General features: G+C 66.7%; 23 protein-coding genes, 7 tRNA genes and 1 other RNA gene. 9 read left to right on the top strand and 22 right to left on the bottom strand.

The features are described 5' to 3' along the window. Nucleotide 1: 1 nt before the first annotated feature. Genes AC06FB_RS14045 through AC06FB_RS14055 form a run of 3 tightly spaced genes read left to right on the top strand, consistent with a single transcriptional unit; the run spans nucleotide 2 to nucleotide 3409 of the window. The gene (locus tag AC06FB_RS14045) at nucleotides 2-946 is read left to right on the top strand and encodes a DUF58 domain-containing protein (RefSeq protein WP_478053798.1); all 945 of its coding nucleotides are present in this window, start codon (nucleotides 2-4) and stop codon (nucleotides 944-946) included. Beyond that, nucleotides 939-2888 (top strand): transglutaminase TgpA family protein, encoded by a 1950-nt coding sequence (locus AC06FB_RS14050; protein WP_478053799.1) that lies wholly within the window; start codon nucleotides 939-941, stop codon nucleotides 2886-2888. Before AC06FB_RS14045 ends, AC06FB_RS14050 begins: the two co-directional genes overlap by 8 nt. Then, nucleotides 2885-3409, top strand: a complete 525-nt coding sequence (locus AC06FB_RS14055) for a Slp family lipoprotein (protein ID WP_065175952.1) — start codon at nucleotides 2885-2887, stop codon at nucleotides 3407-3409. Before AC06FB_RS14050 ends, AC06FB_RS14055 begins: the two co-directional genes overlap by 4 nt. Nucleotides 3410-3487: 78 nt before the next feature. Here the strand turns inward: AC06FB_RS14055 and AC06FB_RS14060 are convergent, their stop codons facing one another. The 4 genes from AC06FB_RS14060 to dnaX all read right to left on the bottom strand — a co-directional run bounded on the left by AC06FB_RS14060 (nucleotide 3488) and on the right by dnaX (nucleotide 6914). Beyond that, nucleotides 3488-3847: a histidine triad nucleotide-binding protein gene (locus tag AC06FB_RS14060; protein ID WP_128989833.1), complete on the bottom strand. Its 360-nt coding sequence runs from the start codon at nucleotides 3845-3847 to the stop codon at nucleotides 3488-3490. Nucleotides 3848-3911: 64 nt separating this feature from the next. Further along, entirely contained in the window at nucleotides 3912-4511 is a 600-nt protein-coding gene (gene recR / locus AC06FB_RS14065; protein ID WP_053519077.1) for a recombination mediator RecR, read from the bottom strand. 60 nt (nucleotides 4512-4571) lie between these two features. Next, nucleotides 4572-4892 (bottom strand): YbaB/EbfC family nucleoid-associated protein, encoded by a 321-nt coding sequence (locus AC06FB_RS14070; RefSeq protein ID WP_010483846.1) that lies wholly within the window; start codon nucleotides 4890-4892, stop codon nucleotides 4572-4574. 6 nt (nucleotides 4893-4898) lie between these two features. Next, nucleotides 4899-6914, bottom strand: coding sequence for a DNA polymerase III subunit gamma/tau (gene dnaX, locus AC06FB_RS14075; protein ID WP_478053800.1), 2016 nt, complete (start codon nucleotides 6912-6914; stop codon nucleotides 4899-4901). Nucleotides 6915-7046: 132 nt separating this feature from the next. Here dnaX and AC06FB_RS14080 point away from each other — a divergent pair. Then, nucleotides 7047-7139, top strand: a tRNA-Ser gene (locus tag AC06FB_RS14080). A 77-nt stretch (nucleotides 7140-7216) separates the two neighbouring features. Here the strand turns inward: AC06FB_RS14080 and AC06FB_RS14085 are convergent. Further along, a complete protein-coding gene (locus tag AC06FB_RS14085) occupies nucleotides 7217-7534 on the bottom strand; it encodes a DMT family transporter (RefSeq protein ID WP_053519073.1) in 318 nt (105 codons plus the stop codon). Nucleotides 7535-7834: 300 nt separating this feature from the next. On the opposite strand from AC06FB_RS14085, the gene ffs reads away from it, so the two are divergent. After that, nucleotides 7835-7931: signal recognition particle sRNA small type (gene ffs / locus AC06FB_RS14090), an RNA gene on the top strand. A gap of 65 nt (nucleotides 7932-7996) precedes the next feature. Here ffs and AC06FB_RS14095 read toward each other — a convergent pair. Genes AC06FB_RS14095 through AC06FB_RS14105 form a run of 3 tightly spaced genes read right to left on the bottom strand, consistent with a single transcriptional unit; the run spans nucleotide 7997 to nucleotide 9899 of the window. Next, a complete protein-coding gene (locus AC06FB_RS14095) occupies nucleotides 7997-8386 on the bottom strand; it encodes a nuclear transport factor 2 family protein (RefSeq protein ID WP_053519070.1) in 390 nt (129 codons plus the stop codon). After that, complete coding sequence (locus tag AC06FB_RS14100) at nucleotides 8383-9150, bottom strand: MBL fold metallo-hydrolase (RefSeq protein WP_065175949.1); 768 nt, start codon at nucleotides 9148-9150, stop codon at nucleotides 8383-8385. The genes AC06FB_RS14095 and AC06FB_RS14100 overlap by 4 nt, the downstream gene beginning before the upstream one ends. Then, entirely contained in the window at nucleotides 9150-9899 is a 750-nt protein-coding gene (locus tag AC06FB_RS14105; protein ID WP_263177706.1) for a 3-deoxy-D-manno-octulosonic acid kinase, read from the bottom strand. Before AC06FB_RS14105 ends, AC06FB_RS14100 begins: the two co-directional genes overlap by 1 nt. 20 nt (nucleotides 9900-9919) lie before the next feature. On the opposite strand from AC06FB_RS14105, the gene AC06FB_RS14110 reads away from it, so the two are divergent. Further along, on the top strand, nucleotides 9920-10966 hold the full coding sequence (locus tag AC06FB_RS14110) for a glycosyltransferase family 9 protein (protein WP_478053801.1): 1047 nt from the start codon (nucleotides 9920-9922) through the stop codon (nucleotides 10964-10966). Between the two features lie 46 nt (nucleotides 10967-11012). Here the strand turns inward: AC06FB_RS14110 and AC06FB_RS14115 are convergent, their stop codons facing one another. Together AC06FB_RS14115 and AC06FB_RS14120 are read right to left on the bottom strand one after the other, a co-directional pair. Next, complete coding sequence (locus tag AC06FB_RS14115; RefSeq protein WP_053519062.1) at nucleotides 11013-11417, bottom strand: DUF6165 family protein; 405 nt, start codon at nucleotides 11415-11417, stop codon at nucleotides 11013-11015. Nucleotides 11418-11550: 133 nt separating this feature from the next. Then, a tRNA-Ser gene (locus tag AC06FB_RS14120) sits at nucleotides 11551-11641 on the bottom strand. A 162-nt stretch (nucleotides 11642-11803) separates the two neighbouring features. Between AC06FB_RS14120 and AC06FB_RS14125 the strand changes: the two genes are divergently transcribed. Beyond that, nucleotides 11804-12508: a PP2C family protein-serine/threonine phosphatase gene (locus AC06FB_RS14125; protein ID WP_053519060.1), complete on the top strand. Its 705-nt coding sequence runs from the start codon at nucleotides 11804-11806 to the stop codon at nucleotides 12506-12508. Between the two features lie 35 nt (nucleotides 12509-12543). On the opposite strand, the gene dnaQ is transcribed toward AC06FB_RS14125, so the two are convergent. The 3 genes from dnaQ to AC06FB_RS14140 are packed head-to-tail and all read right to left on the bottom strand — an operon-like array spanning nucleotide 12544 to nucleotide 14390. Continuing rightward, nucleotides 12544-13275, bottom strand: a complete 732-nt coding sequence (dnaQ, locus tag AC06FB_RS14130) for a DNA polymerase III subunit epsilon (RefSeq protein ID WP_053519058.1) — start codon at nucleotides 13273-13275, stop codon at nucleotides 12544-12546. Between the two features lie 4 nt (nucleotides 13276-13279). After that, nucleotides 13280-13732 carry a ribonuclease HI gene (gene rnhA, locus AC06FB_RS14135; protein WP_053519056.1) on the bottom strand — a complete coding sequence of 151 codons (453 nt, stop codon included), beginning with the start codon at nucleotides 13730-13732 and terminating at the stop codon, nucleotides 13280-13282. A 13-nt stretch (nucleotides 13733-13745) separates the two neighbouring features. Then, nucleotides 13746-14390, bottom strand: a complete 645-nt coding sequence (locus AC06FB_RS14140) for a methyltransferase domain-containing protein (RefSeq protein WP_164152163.1) — start codon at nucleotides 14388-14390, stop codon at nucleotides 13746-13748. An 11-nt stretch (nucleotides 14391-14401) separates the two neighbouring features. Between AC06FB_RS14140 and gloB the strand changes: the two genes are divergently transcribed. Both gloB and AC06FB_RS14150 read left to right on the top strand, forming a co-directional pair. Further along, nucleotides 14402-15166 (top strand): hydroxyacylglutathione hydrolase, encoded by a 765-nt coding sequence (gene gloB / locus AC06FB_RS14145; RefSeq protein ID WP_053519052.1) that lies wholly within the window; start codon nucleotides 14402-14404, stop codon nucleotides 15164-15166. Then, complete coding sequence (locus AC06FB_RS14150) at nucleotides 15163-16368, top strand: lytic transglycosylase domain-containing protein (RefSeq protein WP_111187163.1); 1206 nt, start codon at nucleotides 15163-15165, stop codon at nucleotides 16366-16368. The genes gloB and AC06FB_RS14150 overlap by 4 nt, the downstream gene beginning before the upstream one ends. Nucleotides 16369-16467: 99 nt before the next feature. Here AC06FB_RS14150 and AC06FB_RS14155 read toward each other — a convergent pair whose 3' ends face one another. The 9 genes from AC06FB_RS14155 to clpX form a co-directional block, all read right to left on the bottom strand. Beyond that, the gene (locus AC06FB_RS14155; RefSeq protein WP_053519048.1) at nucleotides 16468-18423 is read right to left on the bottom strand and encodes a peptidyl-prolyl cis-trans isomerase; all 1956 of its coding nucleotides are present in this window, start codon (nucleotides 18421-18423) and stop codon (nucleotides 16468-16470) included. A 130-nt stretch (nucleotides 18424-18553) separates the two neighbouring features. Continuing rightward, nucleotides 18554-18630 (bottom strand) — tRNA-Asp (locus AC06FB_RS14160). 107 nt (nucleotides 18631-18737) lie between these two features. Then, nucleotides 18738-18814 (bottom strand) — tRNA-Asp (locus tag AC06FB_RS14165). Between the two features lie 87 nt (nucleotides 18815-18901). Continuing rightward, a tRNA-Asp gene (locus tag AC06FB_RS14170) sits at nucleotides 18902-18978 on the bottom strand. Nucleotides 18979-19062: 84 nt separating this feature from the next. Further along, nucleotides 19063-19139: transfer RNA gene (locus tag AC06FB_RS14175), tRNA-Asp, on the bottom strand. Between the two features lie 26 nt (nucleotides 19140-19165). After that, nucleotides 19166-19240, bottom strand: a tRNA-Val gene (locus tag AC06FB_RS14180). A gap of 11 nt (nucleotides 19241-19251) precedes the next feature. Next, a complete protein-coding gene (locus AC06FB_RS14185; RefSeq protein WP_005408270.1) occupies nucleotides 19252-19524 on the bottom strand; it encodes an HU family DNA-binding protein in 273 nt (90 codons plus the stop codon). A 217-nt stretch (nucleotides 19525-19741) separates the two neighbouring features. After that, complete coding sequence (lon, locus tag AC06FB_RS14190; protein WP_053520353.1) at nucleotides 19742-22192, bottom strand: endopeptidase La; 2451 nt, start codon at nucleotides 22190-22192, stop codon at nucleotides 19742-19744. 142 nt (nucleotides 22193-22334) lie between these two features. Beyond that, entirely contained in the window at nucleotides 22335-23624 is a 1290-nt protein-coding gene (clpX, locus tag AC06FB_RS14195; RefSeq protein WP_053520352.1) for an ATP-dependent Clp protease ATP-binding subunit ClpX, read from the bottom strand. Nucleotides 23625-23668 lie beyond the last annotated feature (44 nt).

The raw sequence follows: 23668 nt of genomic DNA on the forward strand, positions 1-23668 counted from the left end.
CGTGGCCTCGCGCTGGGCGCGGCTGCAGCTGCTGGCACGCCCGCGTGCGCCGGAAGCACTGCCGCAGCGGTTGAACCGCCACCGCATCTACGTGCTGCCGACACGCTTCGGCCTGTTCGTCGCCACGCTGCTGTCGGCGATGCTGCTGGGTGCGCTGAACTACAACAACAACCCCGCGTTGCTGCTGGCGTTGCTGCTGGCGGCGGCGGCAATCGCCAGCGCCATTGCCGCGCACCTGCAGTTGTCGGGCGTGCAGATCGATGCGATCTCCGCCGAGCCGGTGCCTGCCGGCCAGCCGCTGCGGCTGCGCGTGGACCTGTCGCTGCGTGATCCGCGGCCACGACAGGGGCTGCACCTGCAACTGGGCGACAGCCAGGCCTGGACCTCGCTGCCGGCACAGGGGCGCGGCGAAGTGGAGCTGGACGTCCCCAGCGAACGTCGCGGCTGGCGGGAGCTGTCGCGCATCCGCCTGTCCACCACGCAACCGTTGGGCCTGGTCCGTGCGTGGTCGTGGGTGTGGCCGGAACAGCCATTGCTGGTGTATCCCCTGGCCGAAGCGTTGGCCCCCGCGCTGCAGGAGCGCGGCAACGATCCATTGCACACCCGCGCCCACGCCAGCGGCGAAGAGCTGCACCAGCTGCGCCCCTACCGCGCCGGAGACGCGCCACGCAGCATTGCCTGGAAGCACTCCGCGCGCCGCGACAGCCTGCTGGTCCGTGAGTACGAAAAGCCGGTCGGCATCGAGGTCGTGCTGGACTGGCACACGCTGGCGCCACTGCCAACCGAAGCGCGCATCGCACGCCTGGCGCGCTGGATCGACATGGCCGAACGCGGCGGTCGCCGCTACACCCTGCTGCTGCCCTCGCATCCGCCACTGGGGCCAGGACAGGGCGCCAGCCATCACCATCTCTGCCTGCGCGCGCTGGCGCTGATGCCGCATGACTGACGCCGCGCCCACGCTCGACCGCAACGCCCGCACCTGGACCCTGGCCAGCGCTGCGCTTGCGCTGCTGCCACTGCTGCTGCAGTTGCCGCCGATGCTGGCCACGGTGATCGCGCTGGCTGCGCTGCTGACGGCTGCGCTGTCGTGGCGACGCGTGTTGCCGATGCCGGTGCGCCTGCTGCTCGTGCTGGGCATGCTGGCCGCCATCGTCTGGCAGATGGGCCTGGTCCGCCCCGGACGCGATACCGGCTGTGCACTGCTCGCCGCGATGCTTGCAATCAAGTCCAGCGAGCTGCGCAGCCTGCGCGATGCACGCAGCCTGCTGGGCTTTGCGCTGTTCTCGCCATTCGCCGCCTTCCTGCTGGACCAGGGCCCGCTGACCACGCTGCTGGCGGCGCTGGCCGGCCTTTGTGCACTGCTGGCCCTGCAGCGCCTGGCACAGGGCGAGGGCCACGCCGATGCCTTGCCGTTGCGCGGCCAGCTGAAGGGCGTCGGCCGGCTGCTGGCGCTGGGCCTGCCACTGGCGCTGGCGTCGTTCTGGCTGTTTCCGCGTCTGTCCACGCCGCTGTGGGGCGTACCCGAACGCGCGGTCAGTACGCCGGGCCTGTCCGACAGCATGGAGCCGGGGCAGTGGCTGGACCTGATGGCCGACGACACACCTGCGCTGCGGGTGCAGTTCTTCGGCACCGTACCCGAGCCGGACCAGCGCTACTGGCGAGGACCGGTGTTGACCGACTTCGATGGCCGACGCTGGACCCGTGACCCTGCCCGCACGCAGCGCCCACCCGCGATCGTCGATGCCGGTGCGCGCGGCTGGGACTACCAGATCGACTACGAACCGACCGACCACCGCCAGCTGGTGGCACTGGATCTGCCCACCCGTGCGCCGGAAGGCAGCACGCTGGATGCGGACATGAGCCTGCTCAGCGACCGCACGCTGTCGGCGCTGAGCCGGTGGCGCCTGCAGTCGGCGCCGCCGCAGCACTTCGACAGCGCGCTCCCCCCCTACCTGCGACACGCAGCGCTGCAGTTGCCGGCCGGCTTCAATCCACGCACCGCCACCCTCGCCCGGCAGTGGCGGCAGGAGGCGGGCAGCAATGATGAGGCCGTGGTACGTCGCGCACTGCAGTGGATCACCACCGATTTCTCCTACACGCTGGACACGCCCGTGGCCGGCCGCGACCCCATCGATGAATTCCTGTTCGGCTACAAGGCAGGCTTCTGCGAGCACTTCAGCTCGGCCTTCGTGGTGCTGATGCGCAACGCAGGCATTCCGGCCCGCGTGGTGACCGGCTTCGCCGGCGGCACGCGCAACCGGGTGGGCGACTACTGGGTTGTGCGGCGGATGGATGCCCACGCCTGGGCCGAGGTCTGGCTGCCGCAACGGGGCTGGGTGCGGGTCGATCCCACGGCCGCCGTCGCCCCCGAACGCATCCTGGACACCCTCGACGATCGCCTGCTGGCAGACGCCGTCAATCCGCTGCAGCAGCGCTGGCTGCAGCTGGGTCAGATGGGCGACTGGCTGCGAAGTGGCTGGAACGACCTGGTGCTGTCCTTCGATGCGCGCCGCCAGCAGCAGCTGTTCAAGCCCCTGGGCCTGGACGACATCAAGCCGGGACAGTTGCTGTCAGGCTTCGTGATGGCCGCGTTGGCAGCCGTGCTGTGGATGGCATGGCTGCTGGCCCGGGGCGAGCGCGAACGCGACCCGCTGCTGCGCGCCTGGCACCGCCTGGGCCGGCGCTACGCCCGGCTCGGCCTGGCCCGCGAACCTCACGAGCCGGCACTGCTCTGGGCCCGTCGCGTCCATGCGTGCCGGCCCGATCCGGCCCTGCTGGCACTCAGCCAGCGTTTCGCCGACGCGCGCTACGCTGGAACTTGCACCGACCTCGCTTCATTATTGCGGGACCTGCGCAGGCATCGCCCGACTTCCGGAGCCTCCCCATGAACACCAAGTTCCTTCTCACCGCTGTGGCCACGCTGGCCCTGTCGGCCTGCGCCACGGCCCCAAAGCCGCTGCAGGGACAGTTCAGCCTGGTCTCCCCGCGCGACTCGGTCGCTACCCAGCAGGTCGGCACGCCCGTGCGCTGGGGTGGCCGCATCATCGAAACCAAGCCCGGCCAGGGCGAGACCTGCTTCCAGATGATCTCGCGCCCGCTCAACGCCTCCGGCCGGCCGAACACCACCTCGTCCGATGCCAGCGACGGCCGCTTCATCGCCTGCCGCTCCGGCTTCTACGATCCGGCGGTGTTTGAACCCGGCCGTGACGTGACCTTCATCGGCAAGATCGATGGCTACCAGAACACCCGCATCGGCGAGTACGACTATCGCCTGCCGAAGCTGTCGGCCGATGTGATCTACCTGTGGCCGGAGCAGCGACAGGTCGACGTCGTGCCCTACCCCTATGGCCCCTGGGGCCCGGGCCCGTATGGCCCGTACTGGGGCTACGGCCGCTGGGGCTGGTGGTAACCCCCCTCCGGTACGCATGACGCAGAAGGCCGCCCACCGGGCGGCCTTCTGCTTGCACGGCATCGCGCCGGCCGGCGCTTACTTCCCGGGCGCGCCGAAATGGCCCAGCGGCGCGCCGGCCAGCAGATGCATGTGGATGTGGAACACGGTCTGCCCTGCATCCTCGCGGCAGTTCATCACGATGCGGTAGCCCTGCTCGGCAAATCCCTCGCGGCGCGCATACTCGGCCGCCGCCAGGGCCAGCTTGCCGATCAGGTGCGCCTGCGAAGGCTGCAGGTCGTCCAGGGTCGGAATGATTTCATTCTTCGGAATGAACAGCACGTGCACCGGCGCCTGCGGCGCGATGTCCTTGAAGCCCAGCACGTCCTCGTCTTCATAGACGATGGTGGCCGGAATCTCGCGACGGATGATCCTGCTGAAAAGGGTTTCGTTGCTCATGGTCGGCCTCGGTGAAATGTCGCCTGCATTGTAGGCAACCCCCGCCCTTCAAAGGGCCAGGCCGTCAATCGCGGAATTCGCTGCGGGTGCCGAACGCGTGCGACAGCGTGCCGCGATCCACGTATTCCAGTTCGCCCCCCAGCGGCAGCCCCTGCGCCAACCGGCTCGGCCGGACCTGGCGGGCCCGCGCCAGCTGCGCCAGATAATGCGCGGTGGCCTCTCCCTCGACGGTGGCGCTGGTGGCGATGATCAGCTCCTGCACTTCGCCTTCGCCAAGGCGCTGCTCCAGCTGCTCCAGGCCCAGGTCGCGCGGACCGATGCCGTCGAGCGGCGACAGACGCCCCTGCAGCACGAAGTAGACACCCCGGAAGCCGGTGGCATTCTCGATGGCAAGGCGGTCGGCGGGCGATTCCACCACGCACAGCTGGCTGCGCTCGCGGCTACCGTTGGCGCAGGTCGGGCACAGTTCGGTTTCACTGAAATCGCGGCACTGCGCGCAGTGGCCGATGCGCTCTACGGCCAGCGCCAACACCTCGGCCAGGCGCTGGCCGCCGTCGCGTTCGCGTTCCAGCAGGTGGTAGGCCATGCGCTGCGCGGTCTTCTGGCCCACGCCAGGCAGCACCCGCAGCGCATCGATCAATTGTTCAAGCAGGGGTGCGGACACGGCAGCTTCTGGCTTTATGGGTGTGCGCGGCACCCGGCAACGCGGGCACCGCGCTGACGATCAGAACGGCAGCTTCATGCCCGGCGGAAGCTGCATGCCGGCGGTAGCCGAGCCCATCTTCGACTTCGATTCGGCATCGATCTTGTTGGAGGCATCGTTGAACGCCGCGGCGATCAGGTCTTCCAGCATCTCCGGGTCACTGGCCAGCGACGGGTCGATGCGCACCTTGCGGCACTCCTTGGCACCGGTCAGCGTCACGCTGACCATGCCACCGCCGGCACTGCCGGTCACTTCGATCCTGGCGATTTCTTCCTGGGCCTTCTGCAGGTTCTCCTGCATCTTCTGGGCCTGCTGCATCAGTTGGGCGATGTTGCCGCGCATAGTGTCTTACTCGTCAAAAGAACGGATGGAATCGGAAACGACCCGGGCGCCGTGTTGCTGGATCAGCACCTGCACTTCCGGATCGTCCATGAAAACAGCCTCTGCCACCTGTTGCCGCTCGCCGCGCTGGCGATCGGCGCGCTGGTGCAGGGTCTCGGCCGGAACGTGTTCGGTTTCCACGGTCTCGACCACGATCTTCAGCGCGTGCCCCAAGGCCTTTTCCAGCATTTCGCCAAGAGCGGCCAGCGCGCGTTCCGAGCGCAGGTACTCAAATCCGGGCGAAAGCCCCAGTTTCAAGGTCCCCTGCCGGCAGGAGATGAAGGCGGCATTGGCCGCAAGCTGCCGTGAAGGCCCGCTCAGGCCGCTGTTGGCGACCAGGTCCAGCCAGTCTTCCGCCGTCGCCAGCTCGCCGATGTCAGCCCGCGCGCCCGTCTCCGCCGACGCGACGGGCGCAGGTGGAGCGATGACGATGCCCTCGGAACGGAACGGACGCTCGGGCGCGGCTGATGCAGCGACAGGAGGCGACGGCTCATGCCAGGGCGCGACCATGGCCGCGTCCGGCGTGGCGACATCCGCAGCCAGTGCCTGGTCGCGGGCCTCGGCCTCGTCCGTGGCCCACGGCGGAAGATCATCGACGGCCACCGGCACCGGGATGCCGTCGGCCTTGACCGGCGGCGGCGACACCGGTTCTTCGACCGGAACCGGCTTCGGCTCAGGCGCCGGATCAGGTTCGGGTTCGGGCGCCGGCTCTGGCTCCGGGTCGGGTTCGCGTGGGGCGGCCTGCGCAGGCACGCGGGCCGGGATCGCGGCAGCGGCGGCCACCGGGGCCGTTTCCTGGCTGCCAGCACCCGCCCCACCACCGGGCATCGCCCCCCCGGCGGCACCGCCGGCGGCATCCACCGAACGCGGCACCGGCGGCACCGACGCTGCCGGGCGGAACGCCAGCATGCGCAGCACGGCCATTTCAAAGCCCGCGCGCGGGCTCGGCGCCAGCGACAGGTCGCGACGGCCGTTCAGGGCCATCTGATACCAGAGCTGCACCACCTCCGGACGCAGCCGCCCGGCGAACGCTGCCGCGTCCAGGCCTTCACCTGCGGCGGCAACACCCGGTACCAGCTGCTGCACCTGGATGCGATGCAGGCCTTCGGCCAAGGCCTCCAGCACGCCACTCCAGTCCGGCGAGAATTCCGCCAGTGCCGCCACCACCTGCAACAGGCGCGACCCGTCACCTTCGGCGAGGGCATCGAGCATCGCTGCCACCTGGGTGCGATCGACGGTCCCCAGCATGGTGCGCACCACATCGTCGCGCAGCGCACCACCGGCGTAGGCGATGGCCTGGTCCAGCAGCGACAGACCGTCGCGCAGACTGCCGTCGGCGGCCTTGGCCAGCTGCACGATGGCACTGCCGTCGGCTTCGATTTCCTCGGCCGCCAGGATGCGGGTCATCTGGCCCTGGATCTGGTCCTCATCCAGGCGCTTGAGGTTGAACTGCAGGCAGCGGCTGAGCACGGTGACCGGCAGCTTCTGCGGATCGGTGGTGGCCAGCAGGAACTTGACGTGCTCCGGCGGCTCTTCCAGCGTCTTCAGCAGCGCGTTGAACGCCGCCTTCGAGAGCATGTGCACTTCGTCGATCAGGTAGACCTTGTACTTGCCGCGCGAGGGCATGTACTGCGCGTTCTCGATCACCTCACGGACGTCATCCACGCCGGTGTTGGACGCGGCGTCGATCTCCAGCAGGTCGATGTAGCGACCGGCATCGATGTCCAGGCAGGCCGGGCACTGGCCGCACGGATCGGCACTGGTGCCCTGCTCGCAGTTCAGCGACTTGGCGAAGATGCGCGCGATGGTGGTCTTGCCCACACCGCGGGTACCGGTGAACAGGAACGCGTGGTGGACCCGGCCACTGTCCAGCGCATTGCTGAGCGCACGGACCACGTGTTCCTGGCCCACCAGCTCGGCAAAACGCTTCGGACGCCACTTGCGGGCAAGGACGAGATAGGACATCAGGCCACCGTCTTCCATCGGAAGCTCCATTGTGCCACGCCTGTCCATCCCCCTCCGCCTGCGAGGCGCCCTGAATGGGTGCTTGTGTCCTGCCGCGCCGCCCGCTAGAATCTGCGCCCCTGCTGAGGCGTTTGCCGATGGCAGGGATCCGGAGAGGTGTCCGAGTGGTTGAAGGAGCACGCCTGGAAAGTGTGTAAGCGTCTAAACCGCGCTTCGGGGGTTCGAATCCCCCTCTCTCCGCCAGACAAATAAAAAAGCCGCCCATCGGGCGGCTTTTTTATTTGGTGGGCAGTCGGTTGTCCAGGAAACTGCCCCCAGCCTCAACTGCTGGACAGCTTCATCAGCACCAGCCCCGACACGATCAACACCGCCGCGCCGATCCGCATCGGGCTGACCTGTTCACCCAGGAACACGATGCCGACCACGAAGGCACCGACCGCGCCGATGCCTGTCCAGATCGTGTAAGCCGTTCCCAGCGGCAGGCTGCGCATGGCCACGGCCAGCAGCCAGAAACTGGCGATCATGCCGGCGAGAGTGACCAGGGTGGGAGTGAGCCTGGTGAAGCCTTCCGATTGCTTCATCGACACGGCCCAGACGATTTCCAGCAGGCCAGCGAACAACAGATAGATCCAGGCCATGACGGCCCTCCTCTTGGCAGGGCCAGGCCGTCCTGGTCATTGATTCCCGATGCGGGGGAGGTCGTTCCTCCTGGCCCGGGATTCTAGCAACGCCCGCGCCGCCCGGCCGCGAATACGCGCCGCGGGTTACAGCAGATTCAGCGCATGGCGCTGGCGTCGATACGCATGCCTGCGCTAGAATGCGCGCCTGCCATCGGCCAGCCGATGTGCAGTCCGGCTGTGGTCTCCGGCGCACCCTGCGCTGCTTCCCCTGATCCGTGAACAGGCCGCCTCCGGGCGGCCAACGTCTCTATGGTGGCCCCGTCGGCCCCTCGCGACGCTAGGTCGAAAACCCCGCCAGGGCCGGAAGGCAGCAACGGTATCGATCGACGCGGGCGCCGAGGTCAGCCGGCGGGGCCATCGCCTTTCTGGCAGTGCCGCGCTCTGGTAAGAGGTCAACCCTGGTTGGCCCCCTCGCCGGCGCTACCGTGCTTCGGGCGTCCCTTGATGGAATACCACCCGCCATCCCTGCCCATGCCTGCGCCACAACGAACTGCGCAGCACCCAGCGCTGCGGCTGGCCATCCAGGTGGTAGCGGCTGCGATAACGCACCTGGGCCAGGTCTGGTGCCAGCAACGAGACCGCGTACTGCTCCGATTCGATCTGCACCTGCGCCCGCTCCAGCGGAATCTCCGCCAGCGCAGCCGCACGGCCATAGCACTGGCCGGAGCTGCCGATCTCGCTGAAATCCTCATCCAGCAGTTCCGACAGCCGCGCGCGATCACCGCGCACCTGCGGGGTGTGCAGCGCGCGTTCCAGATGTTCCAGCTCGGCCGCCAGCGCCGCGTCGGCAGGCTGGCCAGAGGTATTCACGGCGGATCCTGCGCCAGCACGTGCGGCGCGGTCGGGGTCGCCAGCGGCACGCACTGGCCCGGCTGTGCCACGCGGTGTCCGCGCGCGGCCAGCGCAGCACCATCGGCCACGCTGGCGTAGTGGTACAGCATCATCCGCGCCTGCAGCTCAGCGCTGTACTCGCGCTCCAGATCATCGACCCCGGTATGCGATGGATTGCCGTGCAGGCCGCAGTCGTGGGCGATCAGCTCGTTGTCACTGGCGTACCGCGCCAGCATCTCCGGGATCGGCCGGGTATCACCGCTCCAGGTCAGCGCGCCCTGCAGGCGCAACCCATAGGCGGTCTCCGGCCAGTGGTGGCGTGCCGGGAATACTTCCAGGCGCACGCCTTCATGCCAGAACGCGTCGCCGACCACGACCAACTGGAACGCATCCCAGAAATTGGCACCGCCCTCGGCCAGCACATTGGGGTAATCGCCGATGCGCCTGTGCAGCAGCGGCACCACGGTGGCCGGCACATACAGGCGCACCTTCCCACGCCGCTGCGCGTTGAAGTAGGTATCCACGAACAGCCGCTCGAAACCGGCCACATGGTCCAGGTGGACATGCGTGATGAACAGCGCCTGCGGCATGTGGCCGTAGTGCGCCTTGAAGGCGGTCAGGCCTTCCCCGCCACAGTCGATCGTCAACCACGGCCGACCTTCGCGCTCGATCACCGACATCGGTGATCCCAACTCGACCGCCGACGCATTGCCGACGCCGAGGAAACGCAACGACCAGTCCATCAGGTGCCCCGGTTCCAGGCCATGTCATAGGCGCGGCGCAGCCGCGCGTAGTCCTTCTGCACGTCCTCTACGCTGCGCTCGCCGCGCAGCTTGATCAACGAGCGCAGCAGGCGCTTGAGGTTGCGCTCCCGCCAGGCGGTGGCCGGAATGCGGATGACGCCACGATCGAAGTCGATCAGCCAGCCATGGCCGTTGCTGTCGAACAGGATGTTGTGCGCGTTGAGGTCGGCATGGTCCAGGCCGGCACGGTGGAAGCGGGCGATCAGCCGACCGGTCTCTTCCCACGGCGCGCCACGTCCGGCAACCAGCGCGCGGTCGGCCAGCGAACGCACCCCTTCGATCCGTTCCATCAGGATCGCCGCCCGGTAGCGCATGCCCTGCCGCATGTAGAAAGCCGCCACCGGCCGGGGAACCGGCAGCTTCAGCGCGCGCAGGGCCCGCATCAGCCGGAACTCGGCAAAACTGCGGGTCCGGTCGGCGCCCCGCCACAGGTACTGGTCGTGGCTGATCCTGGCCACCAGGCCACCGCGCAGATAGTGGCGCAGCACGCTGGGGCCGAACGGCGCGTCGACGAACCAGGCGCTGCCACGTCCCCCTTCGCCCACCGGCCGGGCCCGGCTGCCCCAGTGTTGGGGAGCGAACAGGCCGATGTCGGCTTGCCGCAGGCGCTCGCGGTCGAACAGAATGGCCCCGATGCCGCGACCCTCGCGGCATGGCGTCAGCGCTTCATTGGCGTCGAATGCGACCATTTCTTTGAGTCTAACAACACATGGCATCAGCGTCCTCATCCTTGTGCCTTCTGCGCCTGTCCGCACTTGGCGATGTCACCCACGTGGTGCCCCTGGTGCGTACGCTGCAGGCCGCACGCCCGGACACGCCGATCCACTGGATCATCGACAAGGCCGGGCAGAAGCTGCTCGAGGGTCTGCCGGGCGTGACCTTCCATGCCTACGACAAGAAGAGCGGCATGGCCGGCGTCAAGGAGCTGCGCAAGCAGCTGCCACCGGGGCGCTTCGAGGCGCTGCTGCAGATGCAGGTGGCCTTCCGCGCGAACCTGCTGTCAGCGTTCATCCCGGCCGAACGCCGCATCGGATACGACCGCAGCCGCTCGAAGGACCTGCATGGGTTGTTCATCAACGAACGCATTCCGGACCGCCCCGGTATCCATGTGCTGGACGCGATCGGCAGCTTCTGCGAGCCGCTGGGCCTGTGCCAGACCGACGTGAGCTGGGACCTGGCCGTGCCGCAGTCGGCCTTCGAGTGGGCCGCGGCGCAGTGGCAGGATGATGGCCGGCCGGTACTGATGATTTCGCCCTGCTCCAGCCACGTCCGCCGCAACTGGTACGCCGACCGCTACGCGGCCGTCGCCAACCATGCCACGCAGCGCGGCTGGCGGGTGGTGCTGTGCGGTGGGCGCAGTGAACTGGAACGCAGCATGGCCGACGCGATCCAGGCCCAGCTGCACATGCCGGCACTGGACCTGGTCGGCAAGGACACGCTCAAGCAGCTGCCTGCGCTGCTGGCACGCGCCAATCTGGTGATGACACCCGATTCGGGACCGATGCATATCGCCAATGCCATGGGAGCGAAGGTGCTGGGCCTGCACGCGGCCAGCAACCCGCACCGCAGCGGCCCGTATTCGGATCGCCGCTATTGCGTGGACCGCTATGACGACGCCGCACGCAAGTATCTCGGCAAGCAGGCCGCCGACCTCAAGTGGGGCACCAAGATCGAGTTCGATGATGTGATGGAACTGATCACGGTCGAGGACGGCATCGCCGCCTTCGAACGTTACGTGACCGACCACCTCACCTGAGTCGATGGATCATCGGTAGCGCCGGGCCACGCCCGGCGGATCCATCTCACCCGCGCTGTGCGTAATCCTGGTACGACTTCTCTTCCACGTAGGCAGAGCCCAGTGCCAGATTGATCGCCTTCTTGATGCGAGCGCGCTCGTCGTTGCGCAGATACACACTGCGTGCAAGGTCGATGAAGCCCTGGTCGAACGCCTGCGCCTTCTCCTTCAGGCGGATGTCGTCCTCGATGTCCCACAACTGCTCGTTGACGGCCTTGAGTTCACCGCGCAGCTTGGCGATGTCCTTGACCGCGGCCGGGTGCGCCATCCAGGTCTGCTCCAGCGCCGACAGCTCCTTGCGCACGTTGGCCAGCTTGCCCTCGTCGCTGATCCGCTCGGACTTGATCTGCAGGATCGAAATCTTGTCGAGCAGTTCGCCAAAGGACACGGGAACGAGGATTTCAGCAGTCATGGGGGAGCTCCAGCAGGTGATGCGTACATGTTAACCCGCAGCACCCCGAGGGGAGATCCATTGCCGCCCCGCAACGCGCGCGGCCAGCCGGACAACGAAAAAAGCCGCCCGGGGGGCGGCTTTCTTCTTCATCTGGCGGAGAGGGGGGGATTCGAACCCCCGAGGCGCTATAAACGCCTGCCTGATTTCGAGTCAGGTACATTCAACCACTCTGCCACCTCTCCGGGTGGTCCCCGGCGAACCGGGGACGCGCATCATACGAGGAAGTGAGGCTGCCGACAAGTCTCCTGGGGCCTGCGGCGCAATTTTCCTGCCGCCATGCCTTGCCGGATGCCGGTCACGCCGTGATGATGCCCTCTCCCCCGCGCTACTCCGCCCCGCACACCATGATCGAATTCGGACATCTCACCCATCCCGGCCTGCGCCGCGAGCTCAACGAGGACACCTATTACGGTGACAGCGAGCTGGGCGTGTGGCTGGTGGCCGATGGCATGGGCGGGCACGCCTGCGGCGAGGTCGCCAGCGCGCTGGCGCGCGAAGCCATCGTCCGCGAGATCCGCCGCGGCGCGTCGCTGGAGCAGGCCATCCGCACGGCCGACGAAGAGATCATCCGCGCTTCGCGGCGACGCAACGATACGCTGCCGATGGGCACCACCGTGGTCGCCGCGCGCGTGCAGGGCAATCGCTACGAAGTGGCCTGGGTCGGTGACAGCCGGGCCTACCTGTGGCGCGACGGCCAGCTGGCCCAGCTCAGCCAGGATCACAGCGTGGTGCAGGAACTGGTCACGCAGGGCAACCTGACCGCGGAGCAGGCGCGCGCGCATCCGCACCGCAATGTGGTCACCCAGGCGCTGGGCGTGACCGATCCGGCGCACCTGAACGTGGCCACCACCCGTGGCGAACTTCGTCCCGGCATGCAGCTGCTGCTGTGCAGCGATGGCCTGACCGAGGAAGTCGATGATCGTGGCATCGCCCGCACGCTGGCCTTCGACGACGCCAGCGCACAGGAATGCGTGGATACGCTCGTCGCCGCCGCGCTTGATGGCGGCGGCCGCGACAACATCAGCGTGATCCTGGTCCGCTGCCACTGAGCCAGCGGGCCGCACGCGGACCCTGCGCCGAGGGTCTACGCGCTGGCGGGCTCTTCCACCTTCGGGCCGTCCCACAGCGCATGACCGGCCTTCTTGCGCAGGCGTTCCAGTCGCGCGGCGTGCGCTTCACGTTCCGATGCGGTGGCGACCACGCGCGGACGCGGCAGCAGCTTGGCAGCATCGAACGCCTGCAGCACCGCGCCACCCGCGCCGGCCTCGTCCTCGCCCAGACCGAAGCCGATCTCTTCCTGCCCTGACGTCAGCGCGATGTAGACATCGCCCAGGATCTGCGCATCGAGCAGGCCGCCGTGCAGTGCACGGTGCGAATTGTCCACGCCCAGCCGCTTGCACAGCGCATCGAGCGAGTTGCGCTGGCCCGGGAAACGCTCGCGCGCCATCGCCAGGGTGTCGATCACGGTGCAGCGATCGGTGATCTTCCCGTACTGCGGCCCCAGCAGGGACAACTCGTTGTCGAGGAAGCCCAGGTCGAATGCCGCGTTGTGGATGATCAGCTCGGCGCCGTCGATGAACGCCAGGAACTCGTCGGCGATCTGCGCGAACTCGGGCTTGTCGGCCAGGAAGTCCAGGGTCAGGCCGGTGACTTCCTGGGCGCCCTGTTCGAACTCACAGTCCGGCTTGATGTACTGGTGATAGTTGTTGCCGGTGGGGCGACGCTTGAACAGCTCCACGCAGCCGATTTCGACGATGCGGTTGCCCTTCTTCCACTCCAGGCCGGTGGTTTCGGTATCGAGAATGATCTGACGCATGGGCTCAGTTTACCGGGCTGGCATCGCGGATCTGGATGGCGGCATTGCGCGCCAGCGTATCGACGCGTTCGTTGTCCGGATCGCCGGAATGCCCCTTCACCCAGCGCCAGTCGATCTGGTGCCGCAGCGTCGCCGCATGCAGCCGCTCCCACAGCTCGCGGTTCTTCACCGGATCACCGCCGGCGGTCTTCCAGTTCTTGCGGATCCAGCCCGGCATCCATTGGGTCAGGCCCTGCCGCACATACTGGGAGTCGGTGAACAGCACGATGTTGCAGGGCTCGGTCAACGCCTCCAGGCCGGAAATGGCCGCCATCAGTTCCATCCGGTTGTTGGTGGTATGCGCTTCGCCGCCGCTCAGTTCACGCTCGTGGTCCTTGTAACGCAGCAACGCGGCCCAGCCGCCGGGACCGGGATTGCCGAGGCAGGATCCGTCGGTATGGATTTCGATGGTTTTCAATACAGCTCCAGAATCAGGTAGCAACGGTGCCATGCCAGCGCACCGGCAGCGGTGTCGGCCCGGGCAGGGCCAACGTACGTTTTTCGGCATGGAACAGGCAGGCCGCGCGCAGCGGGGCCCAACCCCCGCGGCCACGACTGCCGGCGCCCTGCCAGAGCGGGCCCAGGTAGCGCATGTCGTCGCAGTCCAGCCCGTGACGACCCAGCAGCTGGCGGATCCGCTGCGGCGTACGCACCGTCAGGCCATGCTGGCGCCAGTGGGTGCGGAACGGACTGAACGGATTAAGGCTGCTCAACCACAGATGGCCGCCGGGCATCAGCACCCGCTCGCACTCGTCAAGCAGCTGGTCGGCATCAGCGGCCGTCACGTGCTGCAGCACGATGGCATTGACGCTTTCGGTGGCCAGCGGCAGCGGCAGACCGCAGCACGCATCGCCGGCGTAGCGGCCGCCATTGCGGTACAGGCGCAGGCCGCGCCCGCCCGGCTGCGCATCATCCAGCCAGGCAGCGCTCGGCGCGATCCACATCCAGGGCTGTGCGGGCAGCACCGACAGCTGTGGCAACAGCAGTTGCCGCTCCAGCACGCGCAGGGCCGCCGCCGGCTCGCTGTCGAACCACGGGGCCAGGCTCGCTTGACGGGTGCTCTGCAGCGCGGGCATGGTCCAATTCTATGCGACTGACTGCCCTGCCCGCATTTGCGGACAACTACATCTGGGTGCTGATCGATGATGAAGGCGCTGCCATCGTCGTCGATCCCGGTGATGCCGCGCCGGTGCTCGCGCTGGCCGAACAGGGCCTGCGCGTGGATACCATCCTGCTGACCCACCATCACGACGACCACATCGGTGGCGTGCCGGCCCTGCGTGCCCGTTTTCCCGGCGCGCGGGTGGTCGCACCGGTGGAGGAACGCATCACCACCGCCACCGAACGCGTCGGCGAAGGTGAACGCGTTCAGGCACTGGGCCGGACGTTCCACGTACTATCCGTGCCCGGGCATACCCGCAGCCACATCGCGTTTCACACTGCTGAACATCTTTTCAGCGGAGATTCGTTGTTCAGCCTGGGCTGTGGACGCCTGTTCGAAGGTACGCCGTCCCAGCTGCTGGCATCGATGCGCACGCTGGGTACCTTGCCTGCACGACTGCTGCTTTGTTGTGCCCATGAGTACACCGTGTCAAATGCCGTCTTCGCGCGGCATGTCGACCCCGCCAACGCTGCCCTGCGGCAGCGCCAAGAGGAGGCTTTGGCCATGCGCCGCGATGACCGTTCCACCCTGCCGGTAACCCTGGCCAACGAACTGGACTGCAATCCGTTCCTGCGTGTGCACACCGCGCCGATCCGCGCGGCGGTGTCGGCGCACCTGGGGCGCGACGTCGTTGACGATGTCGATGTCATGGCCGGTCTCCGGCATTGGAAAGACGGCTTCCGCGCATGATGCGCCGAAGTCTGCCGCTGGCCCTGGGCATCGCTCTGGGGCTGGCCGGAACCGCAGGCGCGCAGTCGCTGGGCGCTGGCATCGGCCAGAATCTCACCGCCGCTGCTGCGTTGCCCCTGGACGCCTCTTCGCTGCCACCTGCATCGGTGCGCAATGGCCAGGAGATCTTCTCCAGCTTCCGCGATGGCCTGGCTGAACCCACCTGCGACGCCGAGGCCACCAGCCCGCGCTGGCAGAAGCAGTTCGCGCACGCCCCTTCGCGCCTGGCCAACCAGGATGACGATGCACTGGTCCTGTTCGGCTATGTGGTCGAAGAACTGCGCAAGGCCAACCTGCCGACCGAATTCGCGCTGATTCCCTTCGTGGAAAGCGGCTACCGGCCCAATGCCCGCAATGGCAGCGGACCGACCGGGCTGTGGCAGTTCATCGCCACCACCGCCCGCAACCATCGCGTGCCGATGGCCAACGGCTACGACGGCCGCCTGTCGGCGGTGGATTCGACCCAGGCCGCGGTGCGCTACCTGAAAACCCTGCACGGCATGTTCGGCGGCGACTGGCGGCTGGCCACCATGGCCTACAACGCTGGCGAATATCGCGTGCTGCAGGCGCTGCGCAAGGCAGGCATGAATGCGCAGAACGCCACGCCCTCAGCCCTGCCCGGACTGTCGCCGGTCACCTATGCCTACGTCGAGAAGCTTCACGCCCTGGCCTGCGTGCTGGAAGACGTGGAAGAACAGCCGGGCGTCATGGCCTCGCTGGACCGCACCGTGCCGGTGCTGAAGGATCATGCCCTGCCGGCCGGCACCAGCGTCCAGCAGTGGGCCGCCCAGCGCTCACTGGACCCGGCACGCATCGCCCGCCTGAATCCCGCCCTGGCCGCCGGTGGCCGCCCCACGGGCACCACCCGGGTGCTGGCCCCTGTCGCAGCGGCGACCGCCGACGTGGTGGACAGCACGACGGCGCTGGCGGCCTCGGTTTCGCCCACCTCTGCCCCCGCTGCCTCGCCAGCGCCGCAGGTTGCCCGCACCGTCGCCGCCGCCGTCGACCGTCCGCGCAGCCGTCGGCATACGGTGCGCAACGGCGAGTCGGCCTGGACCATTGCCCGTCGCTACGGCATGCCGGTCAAGGCGCTGCTGTCGATGAATGGCCTGAGTGGCAGCAGCGTGCTCAAGCCGGGCGCGGTGCTTCGCCTGGAAGACTGACCGGCGCACAGCAGCACCGCGCGATCCTCCTGCTACCGGGCACCCGCCCACGAAAAAGGCCCGGCAATGCCGGGCCTTTCCGTTCTGCCCGCCGTGGGCTTACAGATTCGCTTCGGTGGTCTGCACCACGAACTTCTTGCGCATCGCGTCGATGTAGGCCTTGGCTGCGGCCATGCCGTCGATCTGGCTCAGCTGTTCCTTCAGCTGCTTCTGCTGCTCGGCGGTCACGTCCTTGATGTCGCCCGGATTGACCTTGTTCACCGCGAACACCAGCGCACGGCCGTTGACGTCGACCTTGCCGTAGGTCGGCTTGCCTGCGGTGGGTACCGGCGCGCTGAAGATCGCGCTGTTGATTTCCGGGGTCGGCACCGGCTGGCCACGCGGCAGGCCCGGCATCGGGCTCAGCTGCAGCTTTTCGCTGGCAGCCAGCGACTGCAGGGTGGCACCGCCCTTCAACTTGGCCAGCAGCGCTTCGGCCGCCTTGTCGCTGGCCTGGCGCTGGCGGTCGGCACGGATCGCGGCGATCACCTGCTCGCGGGCCTTCTCCAGCGGCAGCGCCTGCTCCGGCGTGTGGGCCGCGACGCGGATCACGACGCTGTGGTTGGTGGCGCCTCCCAGGGCGATCGGATCGCTGGCGGTCCCGTCCTGCACCAGCACGTCCGAGAACGCGGCGCGCAGCACGGCCGGGTCGCTGGCGATGCCGCTGGCGGTAGCGCGGGTGATCGGTCCCAGGGTCTGCAGCGGCAGCCCCACTTCCTTGGCTGCGGCAGCCAGGTCGCTCGGGCTCTTGTTGATGGCATCGACCAGACGGCCGGCCAGCTCGTTGAAACCGCGCTCACCGTCGGCCTTGAGCTGTTCGGCGGCCAGCGTATCGCGCACGTCCTCGAACGACTTGCCTTCGCCGCCGCGTACCGCGGCCACCTTGATGATGTGGTATCCGAAGTCGGTCTTGACCGGACCGATCACGTCGCCGGCCTTGGCCGCGAACAGGGCGTCTTCAAACGGCTTGACCATCGCGCCACGCTCCACCCAGCCCAGGTCACCGCCCTGGTCCTTGGAGCCCGGATCCTCGGAGTTGGCCTTGGCCAGGGCTGCGAAGTCGGCACCGGCCGCCTTTGCCTCGGCCGCCAGCTTGTTCGCCTTGGCCTCAGCACCGTCGCCGGTAATCAGGATGTGGGCGGCCTGGCGCTGCTCCGGAGAGGTGAACTTGGCCTTTTCTTCCTCGTAGCGCTTGCGCAGGGTGGCTTCGTCGGCCGGCGTCGGCGCCGGCAGGTTGGCACCGTTGACCTCGACATACTCCAGCGAAACGGTTTCGGCCTGGCGGAAATCCTTGCCATGGCTGTCGTACCACTGCTTGATCTGCGCATCGGTCACCGGGGCCGTGTCAGCCGGCACCGGCGGCAGCGCAGCCAGCTCGACATCACGGGTTTCGCCCAGCAGCTTCAACAGGCGTTCGGTCTCGGCCTGGGTGACAAAACCGGAGTTCTGCAGTCCGGCCGGAATCACCGACTGCTGCAGGCTCTCGCGCACCAGTTCCTGGAACTGGGTCGGGGTACGCGGAGGATTGCCGCCGGCCAGCGCCAGGCGGTAGCTGTTTTCGTTGAACTTGCCATCCGGCCCCTGGAACGCCGGCATGGACGTGATGTACTCGCGCACGGCGCCATCGCCAATCACCACACCCGCCTGCTCGCCGACCAGGCGCACGACCTGCTCGTCGATCAGCTGATCCAGGACCGCCAGCTTGTTCTCGGTGCTTTCGAACGCGCGCGGGTCGAAGTTCTCGCCCTGCTGCTGGCGCTCACGCATGCGCTCCTGCTCGAAACGGGTGCGGAAATCCTGCGCGCTGATCTCATGGTGCTGCCACAGCATGCGTACCGGCCACCACGACGGCGCGGAACGCCACCAGGTCGGCGGTGCGGAAACCTTGGCCACGTTCTGTGCGCCAACGCCACCCAGGTAGCTGTTGTCGATCACGAACAGGAACGGAATCATCAGCAGCCCCAGGATCACGGTGACGATCCAGCCTGAGGTCTTGTCGCGGAGTTTCTGCAGCATGGTGAGGAATCACAAGGCCTGATTGGCGAGCCCGGCAGTGTAACCCGCTTCGTCGCAGGGACCAAAAACGCCAAGGGCGACATGCGCGCAAAGAAAAAGCCCCCGGCATTCGCCGAGGGCTTTTGAAAGTTGGCGGAGCGGACGGGACTCGAACCCGCGACCTCCGGCGTGACAGGCCAGCATTCTAACCAGCTGAACTACCGCTCCGCGCTTGAAACTTTGCAGGCGCCCAGTATATCCGAAGACACCCTGGAAACCCAGCCCGATGAACACTTTTTTCAAAGTTTTTTCACAGGGACTTAAGAACTGCGCAATGGCGGAGCGGACGGGACTCGAACCCGCGACCTCCGGCGTGACAGGCCAGCATTCTAACCAGCTGAACTACCGCTCCGTGTTTGCGACAACCCTTCTGCCTTCGTCCCGGACAGGCCGGGGAGAAGACAAGGCCCCCAGCTTTGGGCCGGGGGCCTCGATGTAATGGCGGAGCGGACGGGACTCGAACCCGCGACCTCCGGCGTGACAGGCCAGCATTCTAACCAGCTGAACTACCGCTCCGCGTTGTACTGCTTGTGTTCTCTTCCCGATCAGGATCAGGGAGAAAACAAAGCCTCCAGCTTTTGGCCGGAGGCCTCGTTGAAGTGGCGGAGCGGACGGGACTCGAACCCGCGACCTCCGGCGTGACAGGCCAGCATTCTAACCAGCTGAACTACCGCTCCACACTCAAACTTTTACCGCGGTGCTGTGGTGGGTGCTGAGGGTTTCGAACCCCCGACCCTCTCCGTGTAAAGGAGACGCTCTACCGCTGAGCTAAGCACCCCAGCGAGCCGCTTAGTTTACAGCATCCTTAAGGGCCTTGCCAGCCTTGAAGGACGGATTCTTCGAAGCAGCGATCTTGATGGTGTCGCCGGTCTTCGGGTTGCGGCCGGTGCGGGCTGCACGGTCGCGGACCTGGAAGGTACCGAAGCCGACCAGGGTGACCGCATCGCCGTCCTTCAGCGCCTTGGTGATGGCAGCAACGACGGCATCGACAGCGCGGCTGGACTCGGCCTTGGTCAGGTCGGCAGCTTCAGCAACGGCGTCGATCAATTCGGTCTTGTTCATTCTCTACAACTCCTTTGGCGGTGGGTTCCGCGGATTCGACAGGGAAGCAACCGCACGCCATCTGCGCGCGATCGCCATGTGGAAACGGTTCGCCGATTCAGAGATCGCCAACAGCGATCACTCATTTGCGAGTGCTGCTTTTATACCAGTGGCCCTACCCCCACGCAAGCTGGAAAGCCAGCAACGACGCGGGTTTCGGGCCATTCGGCAACGCGCGTCAGTGCTTGACGCGCGCGTTTCCACTCGGTTTCGCCTTGCTACGTACCGTGACGCGCTGCGCACTCTTGCGCGCCTTCTTCGGTGCCAGCGGACGCTCCAATGCCAGATCAAGCACTTCTTCGATGTACTTCACCGGCACGATCTTCAGATCACGGGTGACGTTGGCCGGGATGTCGGCCAGATCCTTGCGGTTCTCTTCGGGAATGATGACCGTGCGGATACCGCCACGCAGGGCAGCCAGCAGCTTCTCCTTCAGTCCACCGATGGCGGTGACCCGCCCACGCAGCGTGATTTCGCCGGTCATCGCCACATCGGCACGCACCGGCACCCTGGTCAGCATCGAGACCAGGGAGGTCACCATCGCCGCGCCGGCGCTCGGGCCGTCCTTCGGCGTGGCACCGTCGGGAACGTGCAGGTGCACGTCGTGCTTCTGCAGGAAGTCGCTGTCGATGCCGAAACGATCGGCGCGCGAACGCACGACCGACAGCGCCGCCGAAGCCGATTCCTTCATCACGTTGCCGAGCTGGCCGGTCAGGATCAACTGGCCCTTGCCCGGCACCAGCGTCGATTCGATCTGCAGCAGGTCGCCACCGACTTCGGTCCAGGCCAGGCCGGTGACCAGGCCGATCTCGTTTTCTTCCTCGGCGCGACCAAAATCGAAGCGGCGCACGCCCAGGTACTTGTCCAGGTTCTTGCCGGTCACCGTGACCAGCGCCTTGGCCTTCTTCGCGCCCTTCCTGGCCTTCACCGGCTGCGGGCCTGCCAGCGCGATCTCCTTCACCACCTTGCGGCAGATCTTGGCGATCTCGCGCTCCAGATTGCGCACGCCCGACTCGCGGGTGTAGTAGCGCACGATGTCCTGGATCGCATCGCTGCCGATTTCCAGTTCCTCCGGCTTCAGGCCATTGGCCTTGATCTGCTTGGGCACCAGGTAGCGGGTCGCGATGTTGAGCTTCTCATCCTCGGTGTAACCGGGGATGCGGATCACTTCCATGCGGTCCAGCAGCGGGCCCGGAATGTTGAGCGAGTTCGAGGTGGCCACGAACATCACTTCCGACAGATCCAGGTCCACTTCCAGGTAGTGATCGTTGAATGCGTTGTTCTGCTCCGGATCGAGCACTTCCAGCAGCGCCGAGGAGGGATCACCACGGAAGTCCATCGACATCTTGTCGATCTCGTCGAGCACGAACAGCGGATTCTTGCTGCCGACCTTGTTGAGGTTCTGCACGATGCGGCCCGGCATGGAGCCGACGTAGGTGCGACGGTGGCCACGGATCTCGGCCTCATCACGCACGCCGCCCAGCGACATGCGCACGAACTTGCGGTTGGTGGCCTTGGCGATGGACTGGCCGAGCGAGGTCTTGCCCACGCCCGGGGGCCCGACCAGGCACAGGATCGGGCCCTTCATCTGCTTCACCCGCGACTGCACCGCCAGGTATTCAAGGATGCGCTCCTTGACCTTCTCCAGGCCGTAATGGTCGGCATCGAGCGTGTCCTGCGCAGCCTTCAGGTCCTTGCGCACCTTCGTGCGCTTCTTCCACGGCACGCCCAGCAGCCACTCCAGGTAATTGCGCACGACCGCCGCCTCAGCGGACATCGGCGACATCTGCTTGAGCTTGTTCAGTTCGTTGCGCGCCTTGGCTTCCACCGCCTTCGGCATGCCCGCTTCGGCGATCTTGCGGGCCAGCTCTTCCAGCTCGCCCGGCGCGTCGTCGAGGTCACCCAGTTCCTTCTGGATGGCCTTCATCTGTTCGTTGAGGTAGTACTCGCGCTGGCTCTTCTCCATCTGCGACTTCACGCGGCCGCGGATGCGCTTTTCCATCTGCTGCACGTCGATCTCGCCGTCGACCAGGCCGACCAGCATCTCCAGGCGCTCGCCGACGGCCAGCGTTTCCAGCAGGCGCTGCTTGTCGGCCAGGCGCACGCTGATGTGGGCGGCGATGGTGTCAGCCAGGCGCGCAGGCTCGTCGATCCCGGCCAGGGTCTGCAGCAGCTCCGGCGGAAGCTTGCGGTTGGTTTTCACGTACTGCTCGAACAGCGACATCAGCGAGCGGGCGATCGCCTCGATCTCGCGCGGCTCGCGCTCGTCCGCAGCGTCGATCTCCACGGCCTGGCCGTGCAGCGAACCGTTGCGTTCGTCGACATGGGTCACCTGCACGCGCGAGAGGCCTTCGACCAGCACCTTGATCGTGCCATCGGGGAGCTTCAGCAGCTGCAGCACCTGCGCCAGCGTACCGACCTGGTAGAGATCGGCCGCATGCGGGTCGTCGGTCTCGGCGGACTTCTGCGCGAGCAGCAGGATGCGCTTGTCTGCCTCCATTGCCTGTTCGAGCGCGTGCATGGACTTGTCACGGCCGACGAACAGCGGGATGACCATGTGCGGGAACACCACTACGTCGCGCAGCGGCAGGACCGGCAGGTCGAGGGTTTCACTTGGGGAACGGGCCATGGGGGCTCCAGGGAAGGGGAAAACCGCCTCCGGGAGGACATCTTCCGGAGACAAAAAAAGCCGATGGCCCCGTTATGGGGCCATCGGCTTTCAGATGCAAGGCATTCCTTTAAAATTCTTTCCAATCAACAACTTGGAAGAATCACTCGGCGCCTGCGGCCTTCTGTTCAGGGGCCGCCGGGGTCTGGTAGATCAGGTACGGCTCGGACTTGTGCTCGATCACCGATTCGTCCACCACCACCTTGCTGACGTTTTCCTGCGAAGGCAGGTCGTACATGGTGTCCAGCAGCACCGATTCGACGATGGTGCGCAGGCCACGGGCGCCGGTCTTGCGCTTGAGCGCCTTGCGGGCGATGGCCGACAGGGCGTCCGGACGGAACTCCAGTTCGACGTTCTCCATCTCGAACAGCTTCTTGAACTGCTTGGTGATGGCGTTCTTCGGTTCGGTCAGGATCTTGATCAGGGCCGGCTCGTCCAGCTCCTCCAGGGTCGCCACCACCGGCAGGCGGCCGACGAACTCGGGAATCAGGCCGAACTTGATCAGATCTTCCGGCTCGACTTCCGCCAGCAGCTTGCCCACTTCCTGCTTGCGCTCGGCGCTCTTCACCTTGGCGCCGAAGCCGATGCTGCCCACGTCGGTGGAACGGGCCTGGATCACCTTGTCCAGGCCGGCGAACGCGCCGCCGCAGATGAACAGGATGTTCTTGGTGTCCACCTGCAGGAACTCCTGCTGCGGATGCTTGCGACCGCCCTGCGGCGGCACGCTGGCCACGGTACCTTCGATCAGCTTCAGCAGGGCCTGCTGTACGCCTTCGCCGGACACGTCGCGGGTGATCGACGGGTTCTCGCTCTTGCGCGAGATCTTGTCGATCTCATCGATGTAGACGATGCCCTGCTGCGCCTTCTCGACGTCGTAGTCGCACTTCTGCAGCAGCTTCTGGATGATGTTCTCCACGTCCTCGCCCACGTAACCGGCTTCGGTCAGCGTGGTGGCGTCGGCCATGGTGAACGGCACGTTGAGCAGGCGGGCCAGGGTTTCGGCCAGCAGGGTCTTGCCCGAACCGGTCGGACCGACCAGCAGGATGTTCGACTTCGCCAGCTCGACGTCGTCGTTCTTCTGCCGGCTCTCGATGCGCTTGTAGTGGTTGTACACGGCCACGGCCAGGGTGCGCTTGGCGCGGTTCTGGCCGATCACGTACTGGTCGAGGACCTCGAGGATCTCGCGCGGCTTCGGCAGCGAGCTGCGCGCCGACTGCGCCTTCTCCTCAAGTTCTTCGCGGATGATGTCGTTGCACAGCTCCACGCATTCATCGCAGATGAACACGCTCGGACCCGCAATCAGCTTGCGCACTTCATGCTGGCTCTTGCCGCAGAAAGAGCAGTAGAGGATCTTGCCGGTGTCCGTGGAACGACCTTGGCGGTCTTCGCTCATGCTTCGCTTACCCAGTTACCCCACCCGCTGAACGGGGGTTCGAT

Source organism: Stenotrophomonas sp. Steno-C15, assembly GCF_056393265.1.